Raw genomic sequence first — 21,885 nt, forward strand, 5'->3', positions numbered from 1 at the left:
AATTTTTAAGAAAATAGTTTTTTGGACTTCATTATTCAAAATGAATCTGAAATCAAGTTTTTTTTGGACTAAACTATTAATTAGTTGTTTTTAGTCTGAATCCCATTGGAACCAATAAATGACCTTTCTCGTATATGTTCATATAAAGAAGGATAGGTTTTTTTTGGCCTTCCCATTTAATTTCATAAACATCTAAAAATCCGGCACCCATCTCTGAATTTTTCGAAGGAAACGGACAACAGCTTTCTAGTTTTTTATACATTATTGCCTCTCCTTTAGGCCCAGCCAAAGCGTCTAAATAGCGTTTTTGATTGATGGTGTCATTTTTAGTACCGTGATAATAAATGTTAATGGGGAAATTTTTGTCATATCCGTACTTTTTATCCTTACTAAATGCTGTTATGATAAATGTATTGTTTTTAGAAAGTTTCAGAGCCGGTGCATTATTATCTACATTCTCAAGAGTTGATTTGGTACTAAGGCATGATGTAAAGAGTAAAATACTGATCAGCAACCCGAAGATTTTTTTCATAGCGATGAATTTTATTTTGAAATAGTTTGACGTAAATTTCAAAAGAGTTTTTGAAGCAAATATAAAACTTTGATGAAGATATAATCAAAATTAGTATTGATGTTTTTTAATCCATTATAGTATATCGCAAGGTTTAGCGCAAAAAGCGTCTTATCTTTGCAGAAATTTAAAATAGAACTTATGGATTTTTTGTTTCAAACATGGCCTTGGTATTTTTCAGGTTTTGTTATTGGCATGGTTATGCTTACTTTGATTTTTCTGGGAAAAACGTTCGGGATGTCTTCTAATCTTCGTTCCTTGTGTACTTTGGCCGGAGCCGGGAAAAAAGTGCCCTTCTTTGATTTTGATTGGAAATCAACACGGTGGAATTTAGTTGTAGTTCTTGGAACTATGCTTGGGGGTTTTGTGGCTGTACATTATATGAGCGCTCCGACAAACGTAGCTATTAATCCTCAAACCATTGAGCAATTGGCAACATTAGGAATCGATGCTCCTGAGGGAAAATTAGTGCCTGATGCTCTTTTTGGTCCGTCTGTTTTTGAATCTCCTAAGGGATTAGCTATTTTGCTTTTAGGAGGGGTTTTAATCGGTTTTGGTTCTCGATTTGCTGGAGGTTGCACCTCAGGACACGCCATTACAGGATTGAGTACTTTGCAATTGCCTTCGCTCAAAGCAGTAATTGGTTTCTTTATTGGAGGACTTATTATGGCGCATTTACTATTGCCTTTACTTTTAAAATAATTAGGTTATGATCAAAGCTTTAAAATATTTATTTGTTGGTTTTTTGTTTGGAATTGTATTAACCAAATCTGAGGCTGTTTCGTGGTACCGCATTTACGAAATGTTTCACTTTCAATCCTTTCATATGTATGGCATAATTGGCGTTGCTGTTACTACTGGATTGATAGGGATGCAATTGGTAAAACGCTTTAATGTGAAAAATATTGACGGCACTATTATGAGTGTTCCGGATAAAGAAAATGGGAATACCCGTTATTGGGTTGGTGGAATTTTGTTTGGATTAGGATGGGCATTAGTAGGCTGTTGTCCAGGACCTATTTTTATTTTGTTGGGTGCTGGTTTTTTACCTGTAAGTGTAGTGCTGATTGGAGCTTTGTTGGGAACTTATTTATACGGGGTATTTAAAGATAAATTACCTCATTAATTTATAAAATCGTTTTTATAATTTTTAAAAAGTAGTCTTTTCTGATTAGGAAAGACTACTTTTTTTATTCAATCGAAGTATGCCTGAAACAATAAGGTACTGTGCCAAGATGTAAGTGCTCATAATCCAAAAACCAGATTGAGCTATGGGGTGGTAGAATTTATTAATAGCCAAAATGCTGTCCGAAAGCACAAAGAAAATAGCACCTGCTAGGATTGAAAAAGCTGCTGGTTTTTCCCAAGTCAAACTTCCTTTACAAGCAACAAAGAGCATTGTAGTAATAACAGCTGCGTATACCATCACAGGAATTTGCAAAGGGCCTAATTTCGGAAACAATAGACCAACCATTCCAAAAAAGTAACCAAGAATCAGGATAGTTCCTAAGTACAAAGCAATGGAATTACCTTTCATTGCTGTTTTGGGTTGTCTACTAAAAAGGACAATGTATAGGATATGAGAAAGTAAAAACGAAACTAATCCTAAAATGAAATAAATTTCGGCTTTGTCAGCAAACATTAAAATGATATCTCCTATCCAAGAAAACAACAAAGCGCTAAGCAATAATTTTTTGCCTTGAAAATCAGCAGAAATAAGAACAGTTACTAGCAAAAAGGGCAATAAAAAGGGTTTCAAATACCAGTTAACAGTATCTAATCCCACAAAAGGGAGTAGTAAGTAGAGTATGCTAAAAATAAGATAGCTGTTGAGGATGCTGTTTGCTTTCATAAGACACAAGAAGTAGTTAGCAGTCTATACGACTACGGAATGGAAATTAAATTAGTTTAGAATAAGTTTGAGGCAACTAGGCGAGTGCTATTTTTTCTTTTTCAAAATCAATAGCTACAAAGTAAATGCTCATAGCAAGTGAAATCGAAAAATACCCAATTAAAATATAGGTGCTCACGGGTAGTAAATTGGTTAAACCAAACCAATCGCCATAAAAATAGAGAAGGCCCATAGCAAAAAGGAATCGGAAAGCCTCCCAAAAGACAGCCGTTTTTCGGGCATCCATCAATTCTGTGTAACTGTATACGGTTACAAAGATAAAGGTACCATATACAAATACGTGCGGTAAGCCAATCGTACCTATAGAATCATACATATAGGTAATTAAAAGCAAAGTAACCAAGGCTTGAAAAATAGACCAATACATTAGTTTTTTAGAATGCTGTGTGCCATACTTTTCAAAATGATACACATCGCTAATTTTAGTAACGGGATATTTTTCTTCAAAATTTTCGGGACGCCAACCTGTTGGTTTGAACCAAATGGTGAGTTTGTCTTTCCAGTTTTCAGCACGCCACGCATCCGAAATCAACAATCCTAAATGCTGAAAATTAATTCTAATGGGGTTCCAAGTTTGTGCTGGTCGGGTAATCCCAAAAACAGGAGGCACTGCATCCAATTCTTCTTGAAAAGTACCAAAGAGTTTGTCCCAAAAAATGAAGATTTGGGAATGATTCTTGTCGATATATTCTGGATTGATGGCGTGATGCACACGATGATGAGAAGGTGTAACCAAGATTTTTTCTAGAAAGCCCATTTTTTTGATGTGTTTGGTGTGGTACCAAAACTGCAAGAACAGATGAATGGGTAAGGTAATGGCAATTACGACTGAGGGAACTCCTAAAACTGCGGCAGGAATCAACAAAAACGTAAAGAGATTGACAAAACTTGAAATGGTTTGGCGCAGCGCACAAGCCAAATTGAATTCCTCACTACTGTGATGAATAGCGTGTTTGTTCCATAAAAAATTAATTTGATGCGCCCATCGGTGCGACCAATACCCATAAAAATCAATGCAAATGAAAGCAATGATATACGCCCAAACACTAGCTTCTAAATGAAATAAGGCAATATGAGCTTCAAGCCATTCATAGGTAAGTATAGAGATACTAATCCCCAAAACATCTTTGACCGAATTCGTCATTCCAGAACTGACACTCGAAACCGTATCCATATAAGGAGCAGTGTCTTCGCCTTTAAAATGACCGTAAATTTTTTCAATCGCAATGAGTAGTAAAAACATGGGCATTACAAATACCAATATTTTGCCGTATTCTTCCATAAAGTACTTTTTTTTTACCAAATATATAAAAAAGAAAAAGCAGAACTACCAATTGTATTGATAATTCTGCTTTTTTATGAAAGTTTTTTTCTTAGACTATTTCTGCGTTCAAACCCGCTGCCAAAAGTTTAGTGCATTGCGGTTTCAATTTGTCATAAGGGCCTGTTTTTACAGTACATTTTCCGTTATAGTGAATGATTAACGAACATTGTTCTGCTTGTTCAGGGGTGTGGTCGCAAACTCGAATTAAAGTCTCAATTACGTGATCAAAGGTGTTTACATCGTCATTGTATACTATAATTTCATTGTTGAGTCCCATCAATTCCTTGATATTGACTTTTTCTCTTACTTTTTCTTTAGTACTCATAATGCTGTGTTTTGATACTATAAATGGTGTATGATGGTTACTTACTATACTTTAGAGAAACCCAGTTGTTTCGTTGAAGTTTTTTTACAAAAGTTAATCCTTTTTCAGTGCATGAAGCGTCTATGAATGGAATATCTTCTTCATAAAAGCCACTGAACAAAATAATTCCATTTGCATTCAAACTGTCTACGTAACTTTGCATGTCGTTTAACAAAATGTTTCTGTTGATGTTGGCAATAATCAAATCGTATTTTTTGCCAGCAAGTAAAGCAGCGTCTCCTTCGTAAACGCTAATGTGTTTACAATTATTACGCTCTGCATTTTCAATAGAATTCAAATAGCACCAATTGTCGATATCAATGGCGTCAATAGGTTGGGCTCCTTTCATCTCGGCTAAAATGGCCAAGATTGCTGTTCCGCATCCCATATCGAGTGTTTTTAAACCCGCAACATCCATATCGAGTAGGTGCTGAATCATCATATGTGTGGTTTCGTGATGCCCTGTGCCAAAGCTCATTTTGGGCTCGATGAGAATATCAAATTCGGCATTGGTTTTTGGGTGAAAAGGGGCGCGAACATGGCATTTTCCATCAACATCAATGGGGTCAAAGTTTTTTTCCCACTCTTCATTCCAGTTGATTTGTTCGATTTCTTCGAAGGTATAGCTAATCTTGAATTCCTCGGATTGTAGAATAAAAATACCATCTAATATGTTCTCGTCCCAAAGGTCTTTTTGAACGAAGGCATCAATTCCTTTTTCGGTTTCTGTAAAGCTTTCGAATGCTTTTTCGCCTAACTCGGCAATTAGAATTTCTGAACCTAATTCTTTGGGTTCAATGGTAAAATGGTATCCTATGTAACTATTTGACATCTTTCAATTTTTTTGCAAAGGTACTATTTCTCTATTCATGCGGTGTTAAAAATTTAAAAAAGCAGGGTAGCCTCTTTTAAAATTTCTGCCACAAATAACACTAATGAACACTAATTTATAGTATAAGTTTTTAAAAGGACAAATAGACGTTTTACTATTCACATAGCTATTCTATGTGTGAAATAGTGCTGTTTCTATTGGTTTCTTTACTTATTTAGTGTTTGTCTATGATTCTTCTATGTGGTTAATTTTTTTAATTTATTTGTGTTTTTCAACTGATTTATTCTTTATATTCAAGTAAATCGCCTGGCTCGCAATCTAAGGCTTTGCAGAGGGCTTCGAGGGTACTGAAACGAATGGCTTTTGCTTTGCCTGTTTTTAAAATCGAAAGATTGGAGAGCGTTAAATCTACTTTTTCGGAAAGCTCGTTGAGGGACATTTTTCTTTTGGCCATCATTACATCTAGGTTGACTACTATAGGCATAATTATATGGTTAATTCGTTATCGGACTGGATTTCAATACCTCTTTTGAAGATTTTTGCTATCAGAAATAAGATGATGCCCATAAAAAACCAAACATCGCCTCCGCCTACTGCGAATGTACTCAAGTCAGGAAGGCTTATGGGTTTTTCTTGCAACCACTTCAAGTAGTTGAGACCGTAATTAGAGAAAAAGGCGATTACCACACTTAATCCGCTTAAGGTTAAGAGAAAATGATACATTTTTGTACTAAAGGGCTGGTAAAGGTTCAGGTTTTTATCGTGCAATAGTTTTACGATAACAAAAAAGAGTACAGCTTTTAAGGTGGTAACGATGCTTAACAACAGCATCACTACACCATAATGTCCAGGGTCAAATTGATAGAGTGCTTTTAGACTCAAAAAATTGGCGTTGTACGAATTGATAGTGAAGGTGTAAATGCCATTAAAAATGTACATTCCCGACTCAATGCAAATGCCAACAAAAAGTAAAAGGGCTACATAAAATAGAATTTTGAGTAGCTGTTCGGTGCTAATTCTGATTTCCATAACAGTTTGTTTTTTGGGTTTATTGATTCAAAAATAATAAAAATTTATTGATAAATAATAAAAATTTATTATTTTAATTTGATTGAATAAAAACCTTAATTCAGAAAATTGTGAAAATGAAGGATTTGAAAAAAGTTGGAGTCCTAATGAAAACCCTTGTTTTTGCTGGTTTTTTTTCGAGGAATTTTGATAGTTTATTTTGGTTTTTAGACTAGCTTTTGCCATCGTTTTTGATTAATTTAGCACCACAAAAAAATAAGAGAATGATTTCAGAAGCACAGTTTCAACAAGAGTTACAATTGTTTATTGCCAATGGTATTCGTGAAGATGTTGGCCCAGGGGATTACAGTTCCTTGGCTTGTATTCCAGCATCGGCCACAGGGAAAGCAAAATTACTAGTAAAAGAAGATGGGATAATCGCGGGTGTAGCATTGGCTGAAATGATTTTTCATTATGTTGACCCTTCCTTGCAAATAGAAACCTTTATACAAGACGGAACACCTGTGCGCTATGGTGATGTGGTTTTTCACGTATCGGGTAGTTCACAATCGATATTAAAATCAGAACGTTTGGTGTTGAATACTATGCAACGTATGTCAGCCATTGCGACGAAAACCAACAGTTATGTTCGTTTATTAGCAGGTACAAAAACTCAAATATTAGATACTCGTAAAACAACACCAGGATTTCGTGCTGCCGAAAAATGGGCAGTAACCATTGGGGGAGGAGTGAACCATCGATTTGCTTTATATGATATGATTATGCTCAAAGACAATCATATCGATTTTGCCGGAGGTATCACAAAAGCCATTGATAAGACAAAAGTGTATTTAAAGGAAAATAACTTAGATTTAAAAATTATTGTAGAAGCCAGAGATTTAGCCGAAATTGAAGAAATTTTAAAGTCTGACGGTATTTATAGAATCTTGATTGATAACTTTAATTATGAAGATACTCGTAAAGCAGTGGCAATGATTAACGGCAAATTTCAGTCTGAATCTTCAGGAAATATCAACGAAACAACCATTAGCGAATATGCGGCCTGTGGAGTAGATTTTATTTCCTCTGGAGCGTTGACGCACTCCGTGTACAATATGGATTTGAGTTTAAAAGCCATTTGATAGTAATCCAAACCTAATGATTTCAACTAAGAAGATTCCTTTAGAAATTCTGATTAAGAATAAAGTAAAACAAAATGTCCTTGTAAAAAAGCTGATATTTTTCTTGAAAAATCAAAAATTACTTTGGTTGGAAGAGGTGTCACTGTATGATTTTTTGCATTCCTATATTGTTGGGCTTTTGAATGGAAAACTTAATATACGTGCGGGTGCTATTGCCTTTAGTTTTTTCATGGCGCTCTTTCCATTTGCTCTTTTTATTTTGAACTTGATTCCGTTTATTCCAATTGAAGGTTTTCAAGAGGATTTTTTGCGCTTTGTAGAGCAAAGTGTACCACCTAATACTTATGATGCTATTGCAGGAATTATTAATGATATCTTAAATAACAGTCATTCAGGCTTATTGTCAACAGGTTTTTTGTTGTCGATATTTTTAATGGCAAATGGTTTAAGTGCTATTTTGGGCGGGTTTGAGGAATCTAAACATGTTACTGAAAAAAGGGGAGTGTTTGACCAATATGTAGTAGCGCTGGGAATGTCGCTTTTTCTTTCTTTTTTGTTACTCTTTACTGTTGCAATTATAGTAGTTTTTGAGGTGTTTATTCAACAGACTAAAATTCAAGATGTTTTAAGTGATAATATACCGTTGATTCAATTGGGACGTTACATTTTTTTATCATTAATGATTTTATTTACTACTTGTGTTTTATTGCGATTTGGAATAAAACAGCGACATAAGCCTAAGTTTATTTCGATTGGTGCTGTGTTTACTACTATTCTTATCATAATTTCTTCCTATGGTTTTGGAATTTGGGTGGTAAAATTCTCTAAATACAATGAATTGTACGGATCTATTGGGACATTGCTTATTATGATGTTTTATATTTGGATCAATTGCATGTTGCTTTTGCTTGGTTTTGAGCTCAATGCCATTATTCAGTCCCATAGAAAACAAATTAATTCATAAAAAACGTTATAGTTGCATAATAAATATCACAAACTATGTTATTTTTGAGTGCTATTTAAAAGCTATATACTTTTTATTATTCGGTTTTTTGGTTCAAGAAAAACTGAAATGAAATATAAATTTTCATAAAATAAGAAAGTTATGTAGCGATTATAAATCAAATTATGAAAAAAATGAAAAAAAGTATTCTTTTAGCCATCAGTATTGGTCTTAGTTTTGTTAGTGCTGTACAAAGTCAATCTGTTGTAGGAAAATGGAAAACCATTGATGACGAAACGGGTAAGCCAAAATCTATTGTTGAAATTTATGAGAAGTCTGGAAAGATTTACGGAAAAATTATAGATATTTTAGATCCTCAAAAAAAAGAAAAATTGTGCACGGAGTGTACAGGAGAGGATAAAAACAAGCCAGTTTTGGGAATGGTTATTGTAAAAGGACTTAAAAAAGATGCTGAAGAATATAATGATGGAAGTATAATGGATCCAGTTACAGGAAAAAAGTACAAATGCTTTATTACGCTAGAAGGAAAAGATAAATTAAAGGTGAGGGGATATATTGGTATCGCATTAATAGGAAGAACACAATTATGGCACCGCGTTAAGTAGGTCTGTTTAAAGTATAAATACCCTTGAGGTTTGTTTTATGTAGAGTTTTTCTAGATAAAATTAAACTTTAAGGGTATTTTTTTTGTTATTTTTGGACATTGAATGGAATATAAATGTCTCAAAATTGTCGCTAGACAAGATCCTTACTATATGTTTTTCGTAGAAGTAATTTTACCATTAGCCTTAGCTAAAACCTTCACTTATCAAGTCTCTGAAGCAGAATATCATTTCATTCAAAAAGGAATGCGGTTGGCTGTACCTTTTGGTAAAAGTAAAATTTATACTGCTATTGCTATCGAGTTACATCGCAATGAACCTACCCTGTATCAAGCCAAAGAAATTCATCAAATTTTAGATCATAAGTCAGTGGTGACTGCCATTCAAATTGAGCATTGGCTTTGGATAGCCAATTATTATATGTGCAGTATTGGCGAAGTATACAAAAACGCCATGCCGAGTGCTATGCTCTTAGAAAGTGAGACAGTTGTTACGGCAAAGTTAGATTCCAATATCGAAGAAGGGCAACTTTCGGACGAAGAATATTTAGTATATCAAGCCTTGCAGCAACAAAGTACCTTAAAAATCAATGATATTGTTTCTATTTTGAATAAAAAGAACATTCTGCCTGTTATTCAAAAAATGATCGATAAAAATATGCTTGTACTTGAAGAAGAAATTTCAGAAAGTTACAAGCCCAAATTAGTTCGTTATGTTCGATTGCATTCGCAATACAATATTGAAGGAGGTTTGGAGAATTTATTGGCATTACTCAAGAATGCTAGTAAGCAGAGAGAAATTGTACTGCATTATTTTCAATTGAATGCTAAAGAGAAAAAACCAATAGCCATAAAGCAATTGTGCGAATCGGCTAAGGTGACCACAGCTACGGTGAAAGCTTTGATCGACAAAGAAATTTTTGAAGAATATTTGGTACAGCAGGATCGTTTGGTATATAAAGCAGGATTAAATCTTGAAAATTGGAATTTAAGCGATACACAACTGGCTGCTTTCGAAGCGATTCAAAATCAATTCCTGCAAAAAGAAGTTTGTTTGCTTCATGGTGTTACCGCGAGTGGTAAAACTGAAATTTACATCAAATGGATCGAAACTATTTTAGAACAAAATAAGCAAGTATTGTTTTTGTTACCAGAAATTGCTTTAACCACGCAATTGGTGACACGTTTGCGTTTGTATTTTGGTGATAAAATAGCAGTTTTTCATTCCAAATTCAATAATAACGAACGCATTGAAGTTTGGCAAAATGTATTGCAACAGTCTACAAATGCACAAATAATAATTGGAGCGCGTTCGGCACTTTTTTTGCCATTTCAAGACTTAGGGGCTATTATAATTGACGAAGAACACGAACAAACCTTTAAACAGGCTGATCCGGCTCCGCGTTTTCATGCACGTGATGCTGCAATTGTATTAGCTAATTACCATAAATGTAAAGTTCTTTTGGGATCGGCTACGCCTAGTATAGAAACGTATTATAATACTCAAATCGCTAAATATGGACTTGTTACGCTAAAGGAGCGTTTTGGTAAAGTGCCAATGCCAATTATTGAATTGGTGGATTTGAAGGATAGTTACTTCCGTAAACGCATGAAAGGGCATTTTAGTGATGCTTTAATCAAGGAAATTAGTTTGGCCTTGTCACTGGGAGAACAAGTGATTCTATTTCAGAATCGACGTGGTTTTGCGCCTGTAATTGAGTGTCTTACCTGTGGCCATATTCCACAATGCCCGCAATGCGATGTGAGTCTAACGTTTCATAAATTTAAAAATCAATTACGTTGTCATTACTGTGGATATGCGATGGGCAAGCCTACCAATTGTTATTCCTGTTCGAGTATCGATTTAACTTCCAAAGGATTTGGTACAGAGCAGATTGAATTGGAATTGATAGAACTGTTTCCAGAGGCTAAAATCGGTCGAATGGATCAGGATACTACGCGAGGAAAATATGGATTTGAAAAAATAATTGATAGTTTCAAAAATCATGAAATAGAAATATTAGTGGGTACTCAAATGTTGGCCAAAGGTCTTGATTTTGAAAAAGTGAGTTTGGTTGGTATTATGAACGCTGATACCATGTTGTATCATCCTGATTTTAGAGCCTTTGAGAGAAGTTTTCAAATGATGACACAAGTTGCAGGACGTTCAGGGCGTTCGGATAAGCAAGGAAAAGTAATCATACAAACTTATAATCCTTTGCATAACACGATTCAGCAAGTGACTCAAAATGATTTTGAAGCTATGTATAAAGAGCAATTGTATGATAGGCAAATCTATAAATACCCTCCTTATTATAGATTGATAAAGATTACTTTAAAACATCGTGATTTTGATAAACTTAAAGAAGGTGCAATGTGGTTGTATCAAGTGACGAGTCAGACGTTGGATATTCCAGTTTTAGGACCAGAAGAGCCAGCTATTAACAGGATAAGAAATGAGTATATCCGAACAATAATGATTAAAATACCATTGAATAAGTCCATTGGTACTACAAAAAAGACACTCTCAAAAATTTTAAATAGCTTCGAAGCAGTAGCTCAATATAGAGCTATTCGTGTTGTGGTCAATGTTGATTTTTATTAAAGAGTACTTTTAGCTCATAGATAGAGCTTTAATTAAATCTTCTTTTTTATTTCTGCTCAATGGAATTTTAGTTACACCGATCTCAGCAAATTTGCTATTGAATCGATCAATTTTATCAATATTTACAATAAAAGACTTGTGTACGCGAACAAATTTATTTTTACTTAAATCATTTTCAAACGATTTCATGGTTGAAAGTACCAAGTTGCTTTCTTCCTCAGTTACAACTTTGACATAATCTCCGTAGGCTTCAATCCATTTAATTTTAGAAACAAAAATCTTTAATTTTTTAAGGTTGCTTTTTATAAAAATATGTTCACCTTCTTCTTCCTTATTTTCTGTTTTTAACATGTGAAAGTCAATAGCTCTTTTTACCGAAGCATTAAAACGTTCTAGAGCTATAGGTTTCTGTAAATAGTCGGTAGCATCATAATCAAAAGCTTTCATGGCATATTCAGCCTTTGAAGTGATGAATATAATTTGAGGTTTTGTTTTTAATCCGTCTAAAAAATCAAAACCTGAAATCACAGGCATTTCAATATCCAAAAAAATTAAATCTACTGAATGAATGGACATGCAATTTTTGGCTTCAATCGCATTTGAGAAATCACCAATTAGATGTAGGTGTTGGTGGTTATTCACAAGTTTGGAAATGATCATTCTTTGTATGGAACTATCATCTACTACGACACAATTTAGTTTCATATTGTAAAAGTTTATGATTTGGTTAGGTAAATATATTTTTTTTAACTATCAAAAACAAATTTTAAAGCGTGTATTTTGCTTTTTATCGATTATTTCAATTTTAGGCTTGTAGGTTAAAATAAAAAGATTACTTTTGCGCCCAATTTAACATATAAATATATTATTTATGAATCATTATGAAACTGTTTTCATTTTAAATCCCGTTTTATCTGAGGTTCAGGTAAAGGAAACAGTAAGCAAATTTGAAGAATTTCTTACTAGTAGAGGAGCTGAAATGGTATCGAAAGAAGATTGGGGTCTTAAAAAAATGGCCTACGAAATTCAAAACAAAAAAAGTGGTTTTTACCATTTGTTCGAGTACAAAGTAGCTGGTGAAGTTCTTTTGCCATTTGAAACTGAGTTTAGACGTGACGAACGTGTAATGCGTTTTTTAACTGTAACTTTAGACAAACACGCTATCTCTTGGGCTGAAAGAAGAAGAGCAAAACTTAAATCTACTAAAGCTTAATCATTATGGCAACATTACAACAATCTGCTTCAGGAAAAAAAGACGGAGATATCAGATATCTTACACCTTTAAACATCGAAATCAACAAAACTAAAAAGTATTGTCGTTTCAAAAAATCAGGTATCAAATATATTGACTATAAAGATGCTGATTTCTTATTGAAATTTGTAAACGAGCAAGGTAAAATTTTACCTCGTCGTTTAACTGGTACTTCATTGAAATACCAAAGAAAAGTTTCTGTGGCTGTAAAAAGAGCACGTCACTTAGCTTTAATGCCATACGTGGCCGATTTACTAAAATAATATAAATAATTAGTTGTTGGTTTTCGTTCAAATGAAACCTAACTTCTGCAATTTAAGGACAACAACATGGAACTTATTTTAAGACAAGACGTTCAAAATTTAGGATTTAAAGACGATATCGTAAACGTGAAAAATGGATACGGTCGTAATTACCTAATTCCTCAAGGATTTGCTCATTTGGCAACTTCTTCTGCGAAAAAAGTATTAGCTGAAAACCTAAAACAAAGAGCGCACAAAGAAGCTAAAATTGTGGCTGATGCAAAAGCAACTGCTGAAGCATTAAAAGCATTAGAAATTAAAATTGCTGCAAAAGCTGGTGGTGAAAAATTATTCGGATCTATTACAAACATTGATATTGCTGCTGCTTTAGCTGCTGCAGGTCAAGAGATTGATCGTAAATTTATTACTAGTGGTATTGTAAAACGTACTGGTAAATATTTTGCTACTGTTCGTTTACACAGAGACGTAATTGTTGAAGTAGCATACGAAATTGTTGCTGAGAAAGCATAATTTTAATCTCCAAAATACTTTAAATCCCGATACGTTGAAGCAACGAAATCGGGATTTTTTTTATCCAAAAACTACAGACTTTTTTGTTTAAATTTTATAAAATGAAATATACAAGACTTACAAAGGAACAATTGGAAGAATTGCATCAAGAATTTACCACTTTTTTGGCAACTCAATCTATTGATAAAGCGGAATGGGATACCATTAAAAAAGAAAAACCAGAAGTTGCTGAACAAGAATTAGACGTTTTCTCTGATTTAATTTGGGAAGGTGTACTAACTAAAGCGGAATTTTTGGAACATTTTTCAAAAAATCATATTTTTCTATTTCAATGCTTTGATACGGAAGTAAAATCGATTGTTTTGAAAGCTCTAGTGCCTGAAGTTGACTTTTTGACCAAAGAAGGGTTACAATGGCTTTCTGATAACATGTTCACTGAAACCATCGAAATGAAAGTGGGCAAAAAAGTATTTACCGAGGAACGAAATTATTCCTTGTTTCAATTGATTCAACAAGGGGCTTTTCTTAGTGATGGTCAATTGTTTAATCAAATTAATACAATTATAGAATCGTAAAACTATTTTATAAAGTATAAATTGGCTATTTTAGTACCTTATTTGAACAACTAAAATAGCCATTTTTATTTCATGCATATTCAAGATACGATTCAGCAGTTACGCTCCGAATTAGACCAACACAATTATAACTATTACGTGTTGGATCAACCTCAAATTTCGGATTTCGAATTTGACCAAAAGTTAAAAGCACTTCATGAGTTAGAACTAGCACATCCAGAATTTTTTGATACCAATTCTCCAACACAAAGAGTAGGAGGTGCTATTACTAAAAACTTCCAAACGGTGGTTCACGATTATCGTATGTATTCTTTAGATAATTCTTATTCTAAAGAAGATTTACTGGATTGGGAAACTCGAATTCAGAAAGTTTTAGGCAATGTGCCTATTGACTATAGCTGTGAATTAAAATATGATGGCGCTTCCATCAGTATCACTTATGAAAATGGGAAGTTATCTAAAGCTGTTACTCGTGGAGATGGTTTTCAGGGAGACGATGTTACCAATAATATTAAAACGATTAAGTCAATTCCATTGCAATTAAAAGGGAATTATCCAGAATATTTTGCTATTCGCGGTGAAATCATCTTGCCTTTCGCTGGTTTTGAAAAAATGAACCAAGAATTGATTGAAATAGGAGAAACTCCGTTCGCAAATCCCAGAAACACAGCTTCAGGTAGCTTGAAATTACAGGATAGTGCAGAGGTTGCCAAAAGACCATTAGATTGTTTGTTGTACTCGTTAGTTGGCAATAATTTTCCTTTTCAATCACAATTTGAAGGTCTCCAAACAGCTAGAGACTGGGGCTTCAAAGCACCAAAAGAGGCGAAATTAGCCAAAAATTTAGCAGAAGTTTTTGAGTTTATCTCGTATTGGGATGTGCATCGCCATCAACTTCCTTATGAAACGGATGGAGTGGTTATAAAAGTTAACAACTTGCAGTACCAAGAAGAATTGGGATACACTGCTAAATCACCTCGTTGGGCAATTGCCTATAAATTTAAATCCGAACAGGTATCAACTATATTAGAATCTATATCGTATCAGGTGGGTCGAACGGGAGCGATAACGCCAGTAGCCAATCTAGTGGCGGTACAATTAGCGGGAACTGTTGTTAAAAGAGCTTCGCTACACAATGCCGATCAAATTGAAAAATTAGATATTCGTGTTGGTGATACGGTTTTTGTAGAAAAAGGAGGTGAAATTATCCCTAAAATCATTGCCGTAGATTTAGAGAAGCGTCCTGAAAAGTCTGAAGTTACCTGCTATATAACAGCTTGTCCAGAGTGTCAAACGTCCTTGGTGCGTTCAGAAGGTGAAGCCAATCATTATTGCCCTAATTTCTATGGCTGTCCACCTCAAATTATAGGAAGAATACAGCATTTTATTTCAAGAAAAGCTATGGATATCGAAGGACTTGGTGGTGAAACGGTAGCTTTGTTGTTTAAAAATGGATTAGTCCACAATTATGCAGACTTGTATGATTTAACGATTGAACAAATTTTGCCTTTAGAAAGAATGGCACAAAAGTCGGCTGAAAACTTAGTTAATGGCGTGGCTAAATCGAAAGAAATCCCTTTTGAAAGCGTTTTGTTCGCATTAGGTATTCGCTTTGTTGGTGAAACTGTAGCTAAAAAATTAGCCAAACATTACAAAACAATAACTGCTTTAGAGCAAGCGAGTCTTGAGGATTTAATTTTGGTGGATGAAATTGGAGAACGTATTGCCAAAAGTGTTATTGATTTTTTTGGTAATGATGAAAACATTGCGATTATTGAACGATTACGAACTAAAGGTGTCCAATTGGAGATTGTTGAAAAGGTGAATCCTAATGCTACCACAAAATTTTCAGGAAAAACCTTTGTTGTTTCTGGCGTTTTTGAACAATTTTCTAGAGATGATCTCAAAAAAGCAATCGAAGATAATGGCGGTAAAGTAGGAAGCTCCATTTCATCTAAAACAGATTATGTTGTGGCAGGAGACAATATGGGACCTGCAAAACTAGAAAAAGCCACAAAATTAGGTATTACTATTCTTTCCGAAATGGCATTTATTACTTTGCTTCAGTCATAAAACCTATTATAAAGAAAGTGAGTAGATCACTTTCTTTATAATGCGGTATTGAACGTATTACCTTGTTTGATGTCACCTGATTGTAATCCTTTTTGAAACCAATACATACGCTGTTCGGAGGTGCCATGCGTAAAAGAATCAGGTATTACTTGTCCTTGCATTTTCCTCTGAATAGCGTCATCACCAACGGCTTGTGCGGCGCTGAGTGCTTCTTCTATGTCACCCGGTTCTAAGAATTTCCTTTGCTTTTCGTTATAGTGCGTCCATAGTCCTGCATAAAAATCAGCTTGAAGCTCCAATGCTACCGAAAGTTTGTTTGCCTCTTTTTCACTTTTTCCTTGTTGCAGTTGTCGCATTTTTGAAGAGGTTCCTAACAAAGTTTGAATGTGATGTCCGTATTCATGGGCAATCACATAGGCCACTGCAAAATCGCCTCCTTGTGCACCGAATTTAGTTCGCAATTCTTCAAAAAAGGACATATCCATATAGATTACTTTATCTCCTGGACAGTAAAAGGGACCAGAGGCTGAACTGGCTCCTCCACATGCTGTGGATACTTGGCCAGAGAAAAGTACTAATTTTGCAGGTTCGAATTGGAGATTGTTTTCTTGAAAAATTTTTTGCCATGTATCTTCATTGTCTACCAATATAGCATTTACAAATCTGCCTTCTTCAACTTCGCTTGGCGTTAAATCTCTTTGTTCTGTGGGTGCGGTTTGTGATTGGTTGTTGAATTGTTCTAAAACAGGCGTTATCATTTGTGCATTTTCGCCACCAAAAATATTCAAGAGTAGAATAATTATCCCTATAATTCCACCACCAACAATTGTTTTTCCTCCCGAAGACATCCCTCTTCGGTCTTCCATGTTATCACTTTGTCTTCGTCCTTGCCATTTCATAATTAGTAAAATTATTAGTTATTTAAATAAAACTAGTTGTTTTTATTGAGCCATTTTAAAACAACCTCTTCAATGACACCTTTAATTATTGGTTTTGGAATATAGTCATCCATACCCACTTTTAAACATTTTCTTCGTTCTTCTTTTTCGGTACCGGCAGTAATGGCGATTATTGGAAGGTATTTTCCGTTCAAAATTTTTCGTATAGCTTTTGTGGTGTCGTATCCATTCATTATAGGCATTTGAATATCCATGAATATAAGATTTGGCTGTTTGTTCTCCAATTGTTCAATAGCTTGTTTGCCATGTAAACATTCTATAATTTCTACTTCTACAAATAGATTTTTGAGTATAGTTTTTAGTAACAACATGTTGATTTTGTTGTCTTCAACTATCATTATTTTAAGATTTGGTATAGCATGTTTTTTACTGATTGCGCCAGAAAAGTTACTAATTTTTGAGTCTGTTTTAGGTTCTGCAATTTCGATTTCATTCGAGGTTTCAAGGTCGATATCAAAATAAAAGGTGCTACCCACATTTATTTTACTTTCTACATTAAGCTTACTATTCATAAGTCCTAGTAATTGGTTTGAAATCGTTAAGCCAAGTCCTGTACCTCCAAATTTTTTCGATGTAGAATTGTCTTCTTGTGAAAAAGCACTAAATATTTTCTTTTTATTTTTTTCCAATATCCCAATTCCTGTGTCTATTATTGAAAAACGGAGCGTATGATTTGTTGTATTTATCTCTTTTTGGACTGATACGCTAAGTGTAATACTTCCTTTTTCTGTGAATTTTACTGCATTACCCAATAGATTAATTAAAATTTGTTTTAAACGAACAGAATCGATCCAAACAAATTTTGGAACTTCAGGAGCAATTTTTAAATATAATTCCAGTTTTTTTTGGTTGGATTCAAAGAATATTAGGTCAATTGTTTGGTTTAGTATTTCGGTTAATTCTTGTTTTTCAATAAAGAGTTCCAATTTGCCAGCTTCAATCTTTGAAAAGTCCAAAATATCGTTGATAATATCCAACAGTGAAAGTGCTGATTGATTGATCGTAGTCATGTATTTTTCTTGCGTACGATTCAAATGGGTTTTAATCAACAAATCGGAAAACCCAATGATACCATTCAAAGGGGTTCGTATTTCGTGGCTCATGTTGGCTAAGAAATCTGATTTTGCTTTATTGGCTGCTTCGGCTAATTGTTTTTCCTTTATTATTACTTCATTTTCTATTTTTTCACTAATGTCAAATAATATTCCTCCGATATATTCGATTTTGTTATCTTTTCTTATAGCATCACTAAATTCTTCAATCCATACATAATTGCCTTTTTTTGTTTGGATTCTGTATCGGTCATGATAAGGCTTCCCATTGTTAAAGTTTTTGTTTTTATGTTCAAGTATTAGCTGCTTATCTTCAGGATGTAACAAGGTAATTAATGAAATTTTTTGTTCTAAAAAATCAGATTTAGAATAGCCAGTTATTTTTTCTATAGTATCATTCATGTAAACTTTTGTAGCTAATTCATCATACTTGGATAAGTAAACGGCACCAGGGATATTGTTAGCAATAAGTTTGAATTTTTCTTCACTTTTTAAAATCAATTTTTCGTTTCTGTCTCTTTCCAATGCGTATGAAATATTACTAGCCAAAGTTTTTAATATAAAAATTTCTTCTTTGGTCCAATTTCTTTCCATACTGCAGTCATCCATGCCGATGAAGCCAATAAAATTATCCTTGAATAAAAGCGGAACAATTAAAATAGATTTAATTTCATTTGCAATTAAAAGCTTTTTAAAAAAGGAATCTTTTAATTTACTAATAGTGCTTTTAAATGTTTTTTTCTTTTTGGCTTTAACTATTATTTCTATCAAATTTTCCTCAGTCAGTTGTTTAGTTTTCGTTATTTGTAATGGAATTCCTTTTCTAGCCCATTTAAATTTTTGAGAAAACAACTGTGTATCCATTTCTTTTTCATAATAAAATAAATGATCAACTTGGGTTGCATTACCCATAATTTCAAAAGTATCGGTAAACATTTCATCCAAACTTTTGCTTAACAAGAATTTTTCAGTACAAAGTGACATTTCTGCGAGTAAATCACTCTTCTTTTGCAGTTTTTTTTCGGCTTCAAATTGTTTATGAGTAGCTATTGCTATAGAAAGGATATCGGCTATTGTTCTTGAAAATGTCAAATCTTCTTGATCCCAATTACGTTTTTCTGCTGTAGTTTCGAAAGAGAGTACACCTAACAATTCACCATTCAAGAAAATAGGAGTATCTATTATTGATTTTATAGCATTGGTGCTATAATAAGAATCATAAAATTCTAAGTTATCGGTTTTTTGGTTCGTGTCATTTTTATAAAGTTGGAGTCCTTGTTTTATTTTTTTAGTATGAATAGGATAGTTCTCTTTTTTTAAAATAATTTTTTTCCCAAAAGTTTTAGTATTCAAAAAGAAAATAGACTCACAAACGATTGTTTTTTCACGATATTTCCAATAACTTACTCTATCACATTGAGAAATAGTTGCGGCTGTGGCTAGAATATGTTGTATAGCATTTTCTATTTTATCGAAATCTCTAAAGTTAACAGTAAATAAATTTTTAATGGTTTCATTGTAAAGTGCTATTTTTTGTTGTCGTTCGGTATTTTTTAGTTCATTTAACTTGATGTTTGTAATATCTCTTCCTATCCCAGAATAGCCGATAATTTTTCCATTATCATCTTTTTGTATGATGATTTTTAACGAAATCCAGATACTATCGTTGAATTTTGTTTTAATTGGAAATTCAATCACTGAAATTTTTTTCTTCTTAACAAAGAGATTCATTATTTCCTCATGATAATCCTCTCTGATGATTGAAATATAATTTTTTCCTAAAAGTATATTTTCTTCATATTGAAGAGTTTTTATCGAAAAATCATTAATAAAAGTAAATATTCCATGAATATTGACTTCAAAAATTAAATCGTTAGCATTAAGGATAATATTTTTGTATTGGTCATGTAAGCGTTTTTGTTCAGTTATATCTTGACCTATACCAATGATTATGTTGTTATTAATTTTTTTATCGGTCCACTGAATGTATTTATAGCTACCATCTTTGCACTTTAGCTTTCTGGTATAAATTTGACCATCTAGAAATTCATTATGATATGTAAGTCCAACAAATTCTGGATCTTCGGTGAGTTTCCAAAACTCAAAACCCATAACCTCCTTAGGTGAATAGCCCAAAATTGAAGCGATGGTGTCACTACAATAAATGATTTCACCGTGGTAATTGCACGCCACAGTTAGTGAATTCCCATTATTGACTATTTCTTTGATGAAATTATTTTCTTTTGTTTGTGACTTATCTATTTTTTTTCGAAAATAATTTATGATAGTAATGATGAAAGTACAGCTGAATAAGTAAGCTCCTAAAGGACTAGGAGTAAAATGAAAAAGTGTAAATAAACTTACCAGCAAAAGTACTGAACCAATGAAATACCAATATAATTTAGTGTTTTTTAAAACATCAAAGGATAAAAATAGAAGAATGGAAAAGGCAACCTTCGGAATAAAATCATTGTCATGAGAGAATACATTTATTAAAACAACTCCGAAATAGAAAATAAATGTGAATGAAAAGACTTTTTTCATATTGTTTTTAACGAAACTTAATTTTGTACAAAAAAAGTAGGTTAATAACATTACAAATGCAACTAAAGTATTTTGAACCAATAAACTTTTGGGTCTGATTTTGAAAATATCAAAAAGTAATTCTAATAAAATTATTAATGCACCAAAGAGTAAGATATAAAAGTGAAATTCTTTTTGGCTGGTAACTTCGCCTTGATGAATAGCGTCAGTTTTTAATTTTTTAAAAGTAGAGTAAATAGGAAAACTTAATGCGATTAAAATAAAAAATACAGTCAATTGAATCAACTGTTGATTTTCGGATGCAAGAATATTTTTGAATTCAATTGACCATAAAAAAAAGCTTCCATGTGGAAGTATGAGATTTTGCATTAATGAATATAACGTTATTGTATTCAATGCGATCCTTTTGTTTTTGGTTTTACAAGACTTGTTTAATCTATAGAATAGTTTTAAAACACTAAATTACACTTACTAAAATACTTAAAAAAAACGCAATACAAATATTTTTGTGTTAAAAATCATGAAGTAACATCATTGGTAACTTGCTTAAATATCGCATATACCATGGATATAAAAAAGGGATAGGTGAATATTATTCCAATGCAAAAAGCAAAAAAACCTAACAAAACACCAATAAGGGATAAAAACACCAATAAAAAAATAACCATTGGTTGTTTTAGTACAATGGCAATACTTGTTTTTACAGCATTAAAAACCGTAGCGTCCTCAAATATTAGAAGAGGTATGGTAAAAAGCGTAATGAAGTTGATCATCAAAACTATAAGTATGCCTACAAAAGAAAGACCCAATTCGTCTGCAATTAAGGTAGCTCCATTTGTTGCTAATCCAATGATAATTGTGGTTGTAAAAATGGTGAAAAAATATTTTGGCTTGTAATATGAAAATAGGTCGGAAACACCAAAGGGAAGATCTTTTTCAGCAGCATCGGCCATTTTATAAAAACTGGCCATAAATGGACTGAGTAAACTTCCTAAAACAATTGAAAATCCAATATAATACCATACATATGGTTCAATAGTCATTAATTTTTGAAGCTGCATCATGGATTTCTCATTGATGTTTTCTTGTCCAATTAGGTTAGCGGAAATTCCAGACACAACAATTACCAGTATGAAAAAAAACACAAACAAAGCTAAACCTGCATATAGTGCAATTTTTTTATAATTGGCAAAAGCTTGATTGAGTACAGTTTCAAAATGAATTTCAGTAGTGTATTGTTTGTTCTCTTTAGGTCTTGTTTCAAAATTCATAGCAATATTATTGGTTCTTTTTTTATACTTTATTTGATCTAATTTATTGAGGTAGAATTTACT

At 33.1% G+C, this 21,885-nt stretch carries 22 protein-coding genes; 11 read left to right on the top strand and 11 right to left on the bottom strand.

The window, feature by feature from the left end; all coding sequences use genetic code 11:
• Positions 1–76: 76 nt before the first annotated feature.
• Positions 77–532 carry a hypothetical protein gene (locus BXU11_RS12685; RefSeq protein ID WP_024982113.1) on the bottom strand — a complete coding sequence of 152 codons (456 nt, stop codon included), beginning with the start codon at positions 530–532 and terminating at the stop codon, positions 77–79.
• Positions 533–712: 180 nt separating this feature from the next.
• On the opposite strand from BXU11_RS12685, the gene BXU11_RS12690 reads away from it, so the two are divergent.
• Positions 713–1,273 carry a YeeE/YedE family protein gene (locus tag BXU11_RS12690; protein WP_024982112.1) on the top strand — a complete coding sequence of 187 codons (561 nt, stop codon included), beginning with the start codon at positions 713–715 and terminating at the stop codon, positions 1,271–1,273.
• Between the two features lie 10 nt (positions 1,274–1,283).
• Complete coding sequence (locus BXU11_RS12695) at positions 1,284–1,697, top strand: DUF6691 family protein (protein WP_024982111.1); 414 nt, start codon at positions 1,284–1,286, stop codon at positions 1,695–1,697.
• Between the two features lie 45 nt (positions 1,698–1,742).
• On the opposite strand, the gene BXU11_RS12700 is transcribed toward BXU11_RS12695, so the two are convergent.
• The 6 genes from BXU11_RS12700 to BXU11_RS12725 form a co-directional block, all read right to left on the bottom strand.
• A complete protein-coding gene (locus tag BXU11_RS12700) occupies positions 1,743–2,423 on the bottom strand; it encodes a lysoplasmalogenase (RefSeq protein ID WP_078212789.1) in 681 nt (226 codons plus the stop codon).
• A gap of 76 nt (positions 2,424–2,499) precedes the next feature.
• Positions 2,500–3,765, bottom strand: coding sequence for a sterol desaturase family protein (locus BXU11_RS12705; RefSeq protein ID WP_078212790.1), 1,266 nt, complete (start codon positions 3,763–3,765; stop codon positions 2,500–2,502).
• 91 nt (positions 3,766–3,856) lie between these two features.
• Positions 3,857–4,132: an ATP-dependent Clp protease adaptor ClpS gene (locus BXU11_RS12710; protein WP_024982108.1), complete on the bottom strand. Its 276-nt coding sequence runs from the start codon at positions 4,130–4,132 to the stop codon at positions 3,857–3,859.
• Positions 4,133–4,169: 37 nt separating this feature from the next.
• Positions 4,170–5,003 (bottom strand): 50S ribosomal protein L11 methyltransferase, encoded by an 834-nt coding sequence (gene prmA, locus BXU11_RS12715; RefSeq protein ID WP_078212791.1) that lies wholly within the window; start codon positions 5,001–5,003, stop codon positions 4,170–4,172.
• Positions 5,004–5,283: 280 nt separating this feature from the next.
• The gene (locus BXU11_RS12720) at positions 5,284–5,487 is read right to left on the bottom strand and encodes a helix-turn-helix transcriptional regulator (protein ID WP_024982106.1); all 204 of its coding nucleotides are present in this window, start codon (positions 5,485–5,487) and stop codon (positions 5,284–5,286) included.
• A 2-nt stretch (positions 5,488–5,489) separates the two neighbouring features.
• A complete protein-coding gene (locus BXU11_RS12725) occupies positions 5,490–6,032 on the bottom strand; it encodes a DUF2975 domain-containing protein (protein ID WP_078212792.1) in 543 nt (180 codons plus the stop codon).
• A 263-nt stretch (positions 6,033–6,295) separates the two neighbouring features.
• On the opposite strand from BXU11_RS12725, the gene nadC reads away from it, so the two are divergent.
• The 4 genes from nadC (at position 6,296) to priA (ending at position 11,323) form a co-directional block, all read left to right on the top strand.
• Positions 6,296–7,153 (top strand): carboxylating nicotinate-nucleotide diphosphorylase, encoded by an 858-nt coding sequence (nadC, locus tag BXU11_RS12735; RefSeq protein ID WP_078212949.1) that lies wholly within the window; start codon positions 6,296–6,298, stop codon positions 7,151–7,153.
• A 16-nt stretch (positions 7,154–7,169) separates the two neighbouring features.
• Positions 7,170–8,117 carry a YihY/virulence factor BrkB family protein gene (locus BXU11_RS12740; protein WP_078212794.1) on the top strand — a complete coding sequence of 316 codons (948 nt, stop codon included), beginning with the start codon at positions 7,170–7,172 and terminating at the stop codon, positions 8,115–8,117.
• A gap of 173 nt (positions 8,118–8,290) precedes the next feature.
• Complete coding sequence (locus BXU11_RS12745; protein WP_078212950.1) at positions 8,291–8,722, top strand: DUF2147 domain-containing protein; 432 nt, start codon at positions 8,291–8,293, stop codon at positions 8,720–8,722.
• Positions 8,723–8,872: 150 nt separating this feature from the next.
• Positions 8,873–11,323, top strand: a complete 2,451-nt coding sequence (priA, locus tag BXU11_RS12750; protein ID WP_078212951.1) for a primosomal protein N' — start codon at positions 8,873–8,875, stop codon at positions 11,321–11,323.
• 9 nt (positions 11,324–11,332) lie between these two features.
• On the opposite strand, the gene BXU11_RS12755 is transcribed toward priA, so the two are convergent.
• Entirely contained in the window at positions 11,333–12,028 is a 696-nt protein-coding gene (locus BXU11_RS12755; RefSeq protein WP_078212795.1) for a LytTR family DNA-binding domain-containing protein, read from the bottom strand.
• Between the two features lie 166 nt (positions 12,029–12,194).
• On the opposite strand from BXU11_RS12755, the gene rpsF reads away from it, so the two are divergent.
• From rpsF to ligA, 5 genes are all read left to right on the top strand, one after another.
• Entirely contained in the window at positions 12,195–12,536 is a 342-nt protein-coding gene (gene rpsF / locus BXU11_RS12760; RefSeq protein WP_024982098.1) for a 30S ribosomal protein S6, read from the top strand.
• A gap of 5 nt (positions 12,537–12,541) precedes the next feature.
• Positions 12,542–12,838 carry a 30S ribosomal protein S18 gene (gene rpsR, locus BXU11_RS12765; protein ID WP_024982097.1) on the top strand — a complete coding sequence of 99 codons (297 nt, stop codon included), beginning with the start codon at positions 12,542–12,544 and terminating at the stop codon, positions 12,836–12,838.
• Between the two features lie 66 nt (positions 12,839–12,904).
• Positions 12,905–13,348 carry a 50S ribosomal protein L9 gene (rplI, locus tag BXU11_RS12770; protein ID WP_024982096.1) on the top strand — a complete coding sequence of 148 codons (444 nt, stop codon included), beginning with the start codon at positions 12,905–12,907 and terminating at the stop codon, positions 13,346–13,348.
• 101 nt (positions 13,349–13,449) lie between these two features.
• Positions 13,450–13,923, top strand: coding sequence for a DUF6495 family protein (locus BXU11_RS12775; protein WP_078212796.1), 474 nt, complete (start codon positions 13,450–13,452; stop codon positions 13,921–13,923).
• 72 nt (positions 13,924–13,995) lie between these two features.
• Complete coding sequence (gene ligA, locus BXU11_RS12780) at positions 13,996–15,996, top strand: NAD-dependent DNA ligase LigA (protein WP_078212797.1); 2,001 nt, start codon at positions 13,996–13,998, stop codon at positions 15,994–15,996.
• A gap of 35 nt (positions 15,997–16,031) precedes the next feature.
• Here ligA and BXU11_RS12785 read toward each other — a convergent pair whose 3' ends face one another.
• The 3 genes from BXU11_RS12785 to BXU11_RS12795 form a co-directional block, all read right to left on the bottom strand.
• Positions 16,032–16,895 (bottom strand): neutral zinc metallopeptidase, encoded by an 864-nt coding sequence (locus BXU11_RS12785; RefSeq protein ID WP_024982093.1) that lies wholly within the window; start codon positions 16,893–16,895, stop codon positions 16,032–16,034.
• 32 nt (positions 16,896–16,927) lie between these two features.
• Complete coding sequence (locus tag BXU11_RS12790; RefSeq protein WP_189318532.1) at positions 16,928–20,827, bottom strand: PAS domain S-box protein; 3,900 nt, start codon at positions 20,825–20,827, stop codon at positions 16,928–16,930.
• A 242-nt stretch (positions 20,828–21,069) separates the two neighbouring features.
• A complete protein-coding gene (locus BXU11_RS12795; protein WP_139363504.1) occupies positions 21,070–21,822 on the bottom strand; it encodes a hypothetical protein in 753 nt (250 codons plus the stop codon).
• Positions 21,823–21,885: the final 63 nt, after the last annotated feature.

Source organism: Flavobacterium sp. LM5 (assembly GCF_002017945.1).
GTDB lineage: Bacteria > Bacteroidota > Bacteroidia > Flavobacteriales > Flavobacteriaceae > Flavobacterium > Flavobacterium succinicans.

Bases quoted from the DNA above. Each gene is read 5' to 3' on its own strand.
- rpsR (WP_024982097.1), top strand. From the start codon at position 12,542: ATGGCAACATTACAACAATCTGCTTCAGGAAAAAAAGACGGAGATATC.
- priA (WP_078212951.1), top strand. From the start codon at position 8,873: ATGTTTTTCGTAGAAGTAATTTTACCATTAGCCTTAGCTAAAACCTTC.
- ligA (WP_078212797.1), top strand. From the start codon at position 13,996: ATGCATATTCAAGATACGATTCAGCAGTTACGCTCCGAATTAGACCAA.
- rplI (WP_024982096.1), top strand. From the start codon at position 12,905: ATGGAACTTATTTTAAGACAAGACGTTCAAAATTTAGGATTTAAAGAC.
- BXU11_RS12710 (WP_024982108.1), bottom strand. From the start codon at position 4,132: ATGAGTACTAAAGAAAAAGTAAGAGAAAAAGTCAATATCAAGGAATTG.
- prmA (WP_078212791.1), bottom strand. From the start codon at position 5,003: ATGTCAAATAGTTACATAGGATACCATTTTACCATTGAACCCAAAGAA.
- BXU11_RS12700 (WP_078212789.1), bottom strand. From the start codon at position 2,423: ATGAAAGCAAACAGCATCCTCAACAGCTATCTTATTTTTAGCATACTC.
- nadC (WP_078212949.1), top strand. From the start codon at position 6,296: ATGATTTCAGAAGCACAGTTTCAACAAGAGTTACAATTGTTTATTGCC.
- BXU11_RS12720 (WP_024982106.1), bottom strand. From the start codon at position 5,487: ATGCCTATAGTAGTCAACCTAGATGTAATGATGGCCAAAAGAAAAATG.
- BXU11_RS12755 (WP_078212795.1), bottom strand. From the start codon at position 12,028: ATGAAACTAAATTGTGTCGTAGTAGATGATAGTTCCATACAAAGAATG.
- BXU11_RS12795 (WP_139363504.1), bottom strand. From the start codon at position 21,822: ATGAATTTTGAAACAAGACCTAAAGAGAACAAACAATACACTACTGAA.
- rpsF (WP_024982098.1), top strand. From the start codon at position 12,195: ATGAATCATTATGAAACTGTTTTCATTTTAAATCCCGTTTTATCTGAG.
- BXU11_RS12725 (WP_078212792.1), bottom strand. From the start codon at position 6,032: ATGGAAATCAGAATTAGCACCGAACAGCTACTCAAAATTCTATTTTAT.
- BXU11_RS12740 (WP_078212794.1), top strand. From the start codon at position 7,170: ATGATTTCAACTAAGAAGATTCCTTTAGAAATTCTGATTAAGAATAAA.
- BXU11_RS12745 (WP_078212950.1), top strand. From the start codon at position 8,291: ATGAAAAAAAGTATTCTTTTAGCCATCAGTATTGGTCTTAGTTTTGTT.
- BXU11_RS12785 (WP_024982093.1), bottom strand. From the start codon at position 16,895: ATGAAATGGCAAGGACGAAGACAAAGTGATAACATGGAAGACCGAAGA.
- BXU11_RS12705 (WP_078212790.1), bottom strand. From the start codon at position 3,765: ATGGAAGAATACGGCAAAATATTGGTATTTGTAATGCCCATGTTTTTA.
- BXU11_RS12690 (WP_024982112.1), top strand. From the start codon at position 713: ATGGATTTTTTGTTTCAAACATGGCCTTGGTATTTTTCAGGTTTTGTT.
- BXU11_RS12685 (WP_024982113.1), bottom strand. From the start codon at position 532: ATGAAAAAAATCTTCGGGTTGCTGATCAGTATTTTACTCTTTACATCA.
- BXU11_RS12775 (WP_078212796.1), top strand. From the start codon at position 13,450: ATGAAATATACAAGACTTACAAAGGAACAATTGGAAGAATTGCATCAA.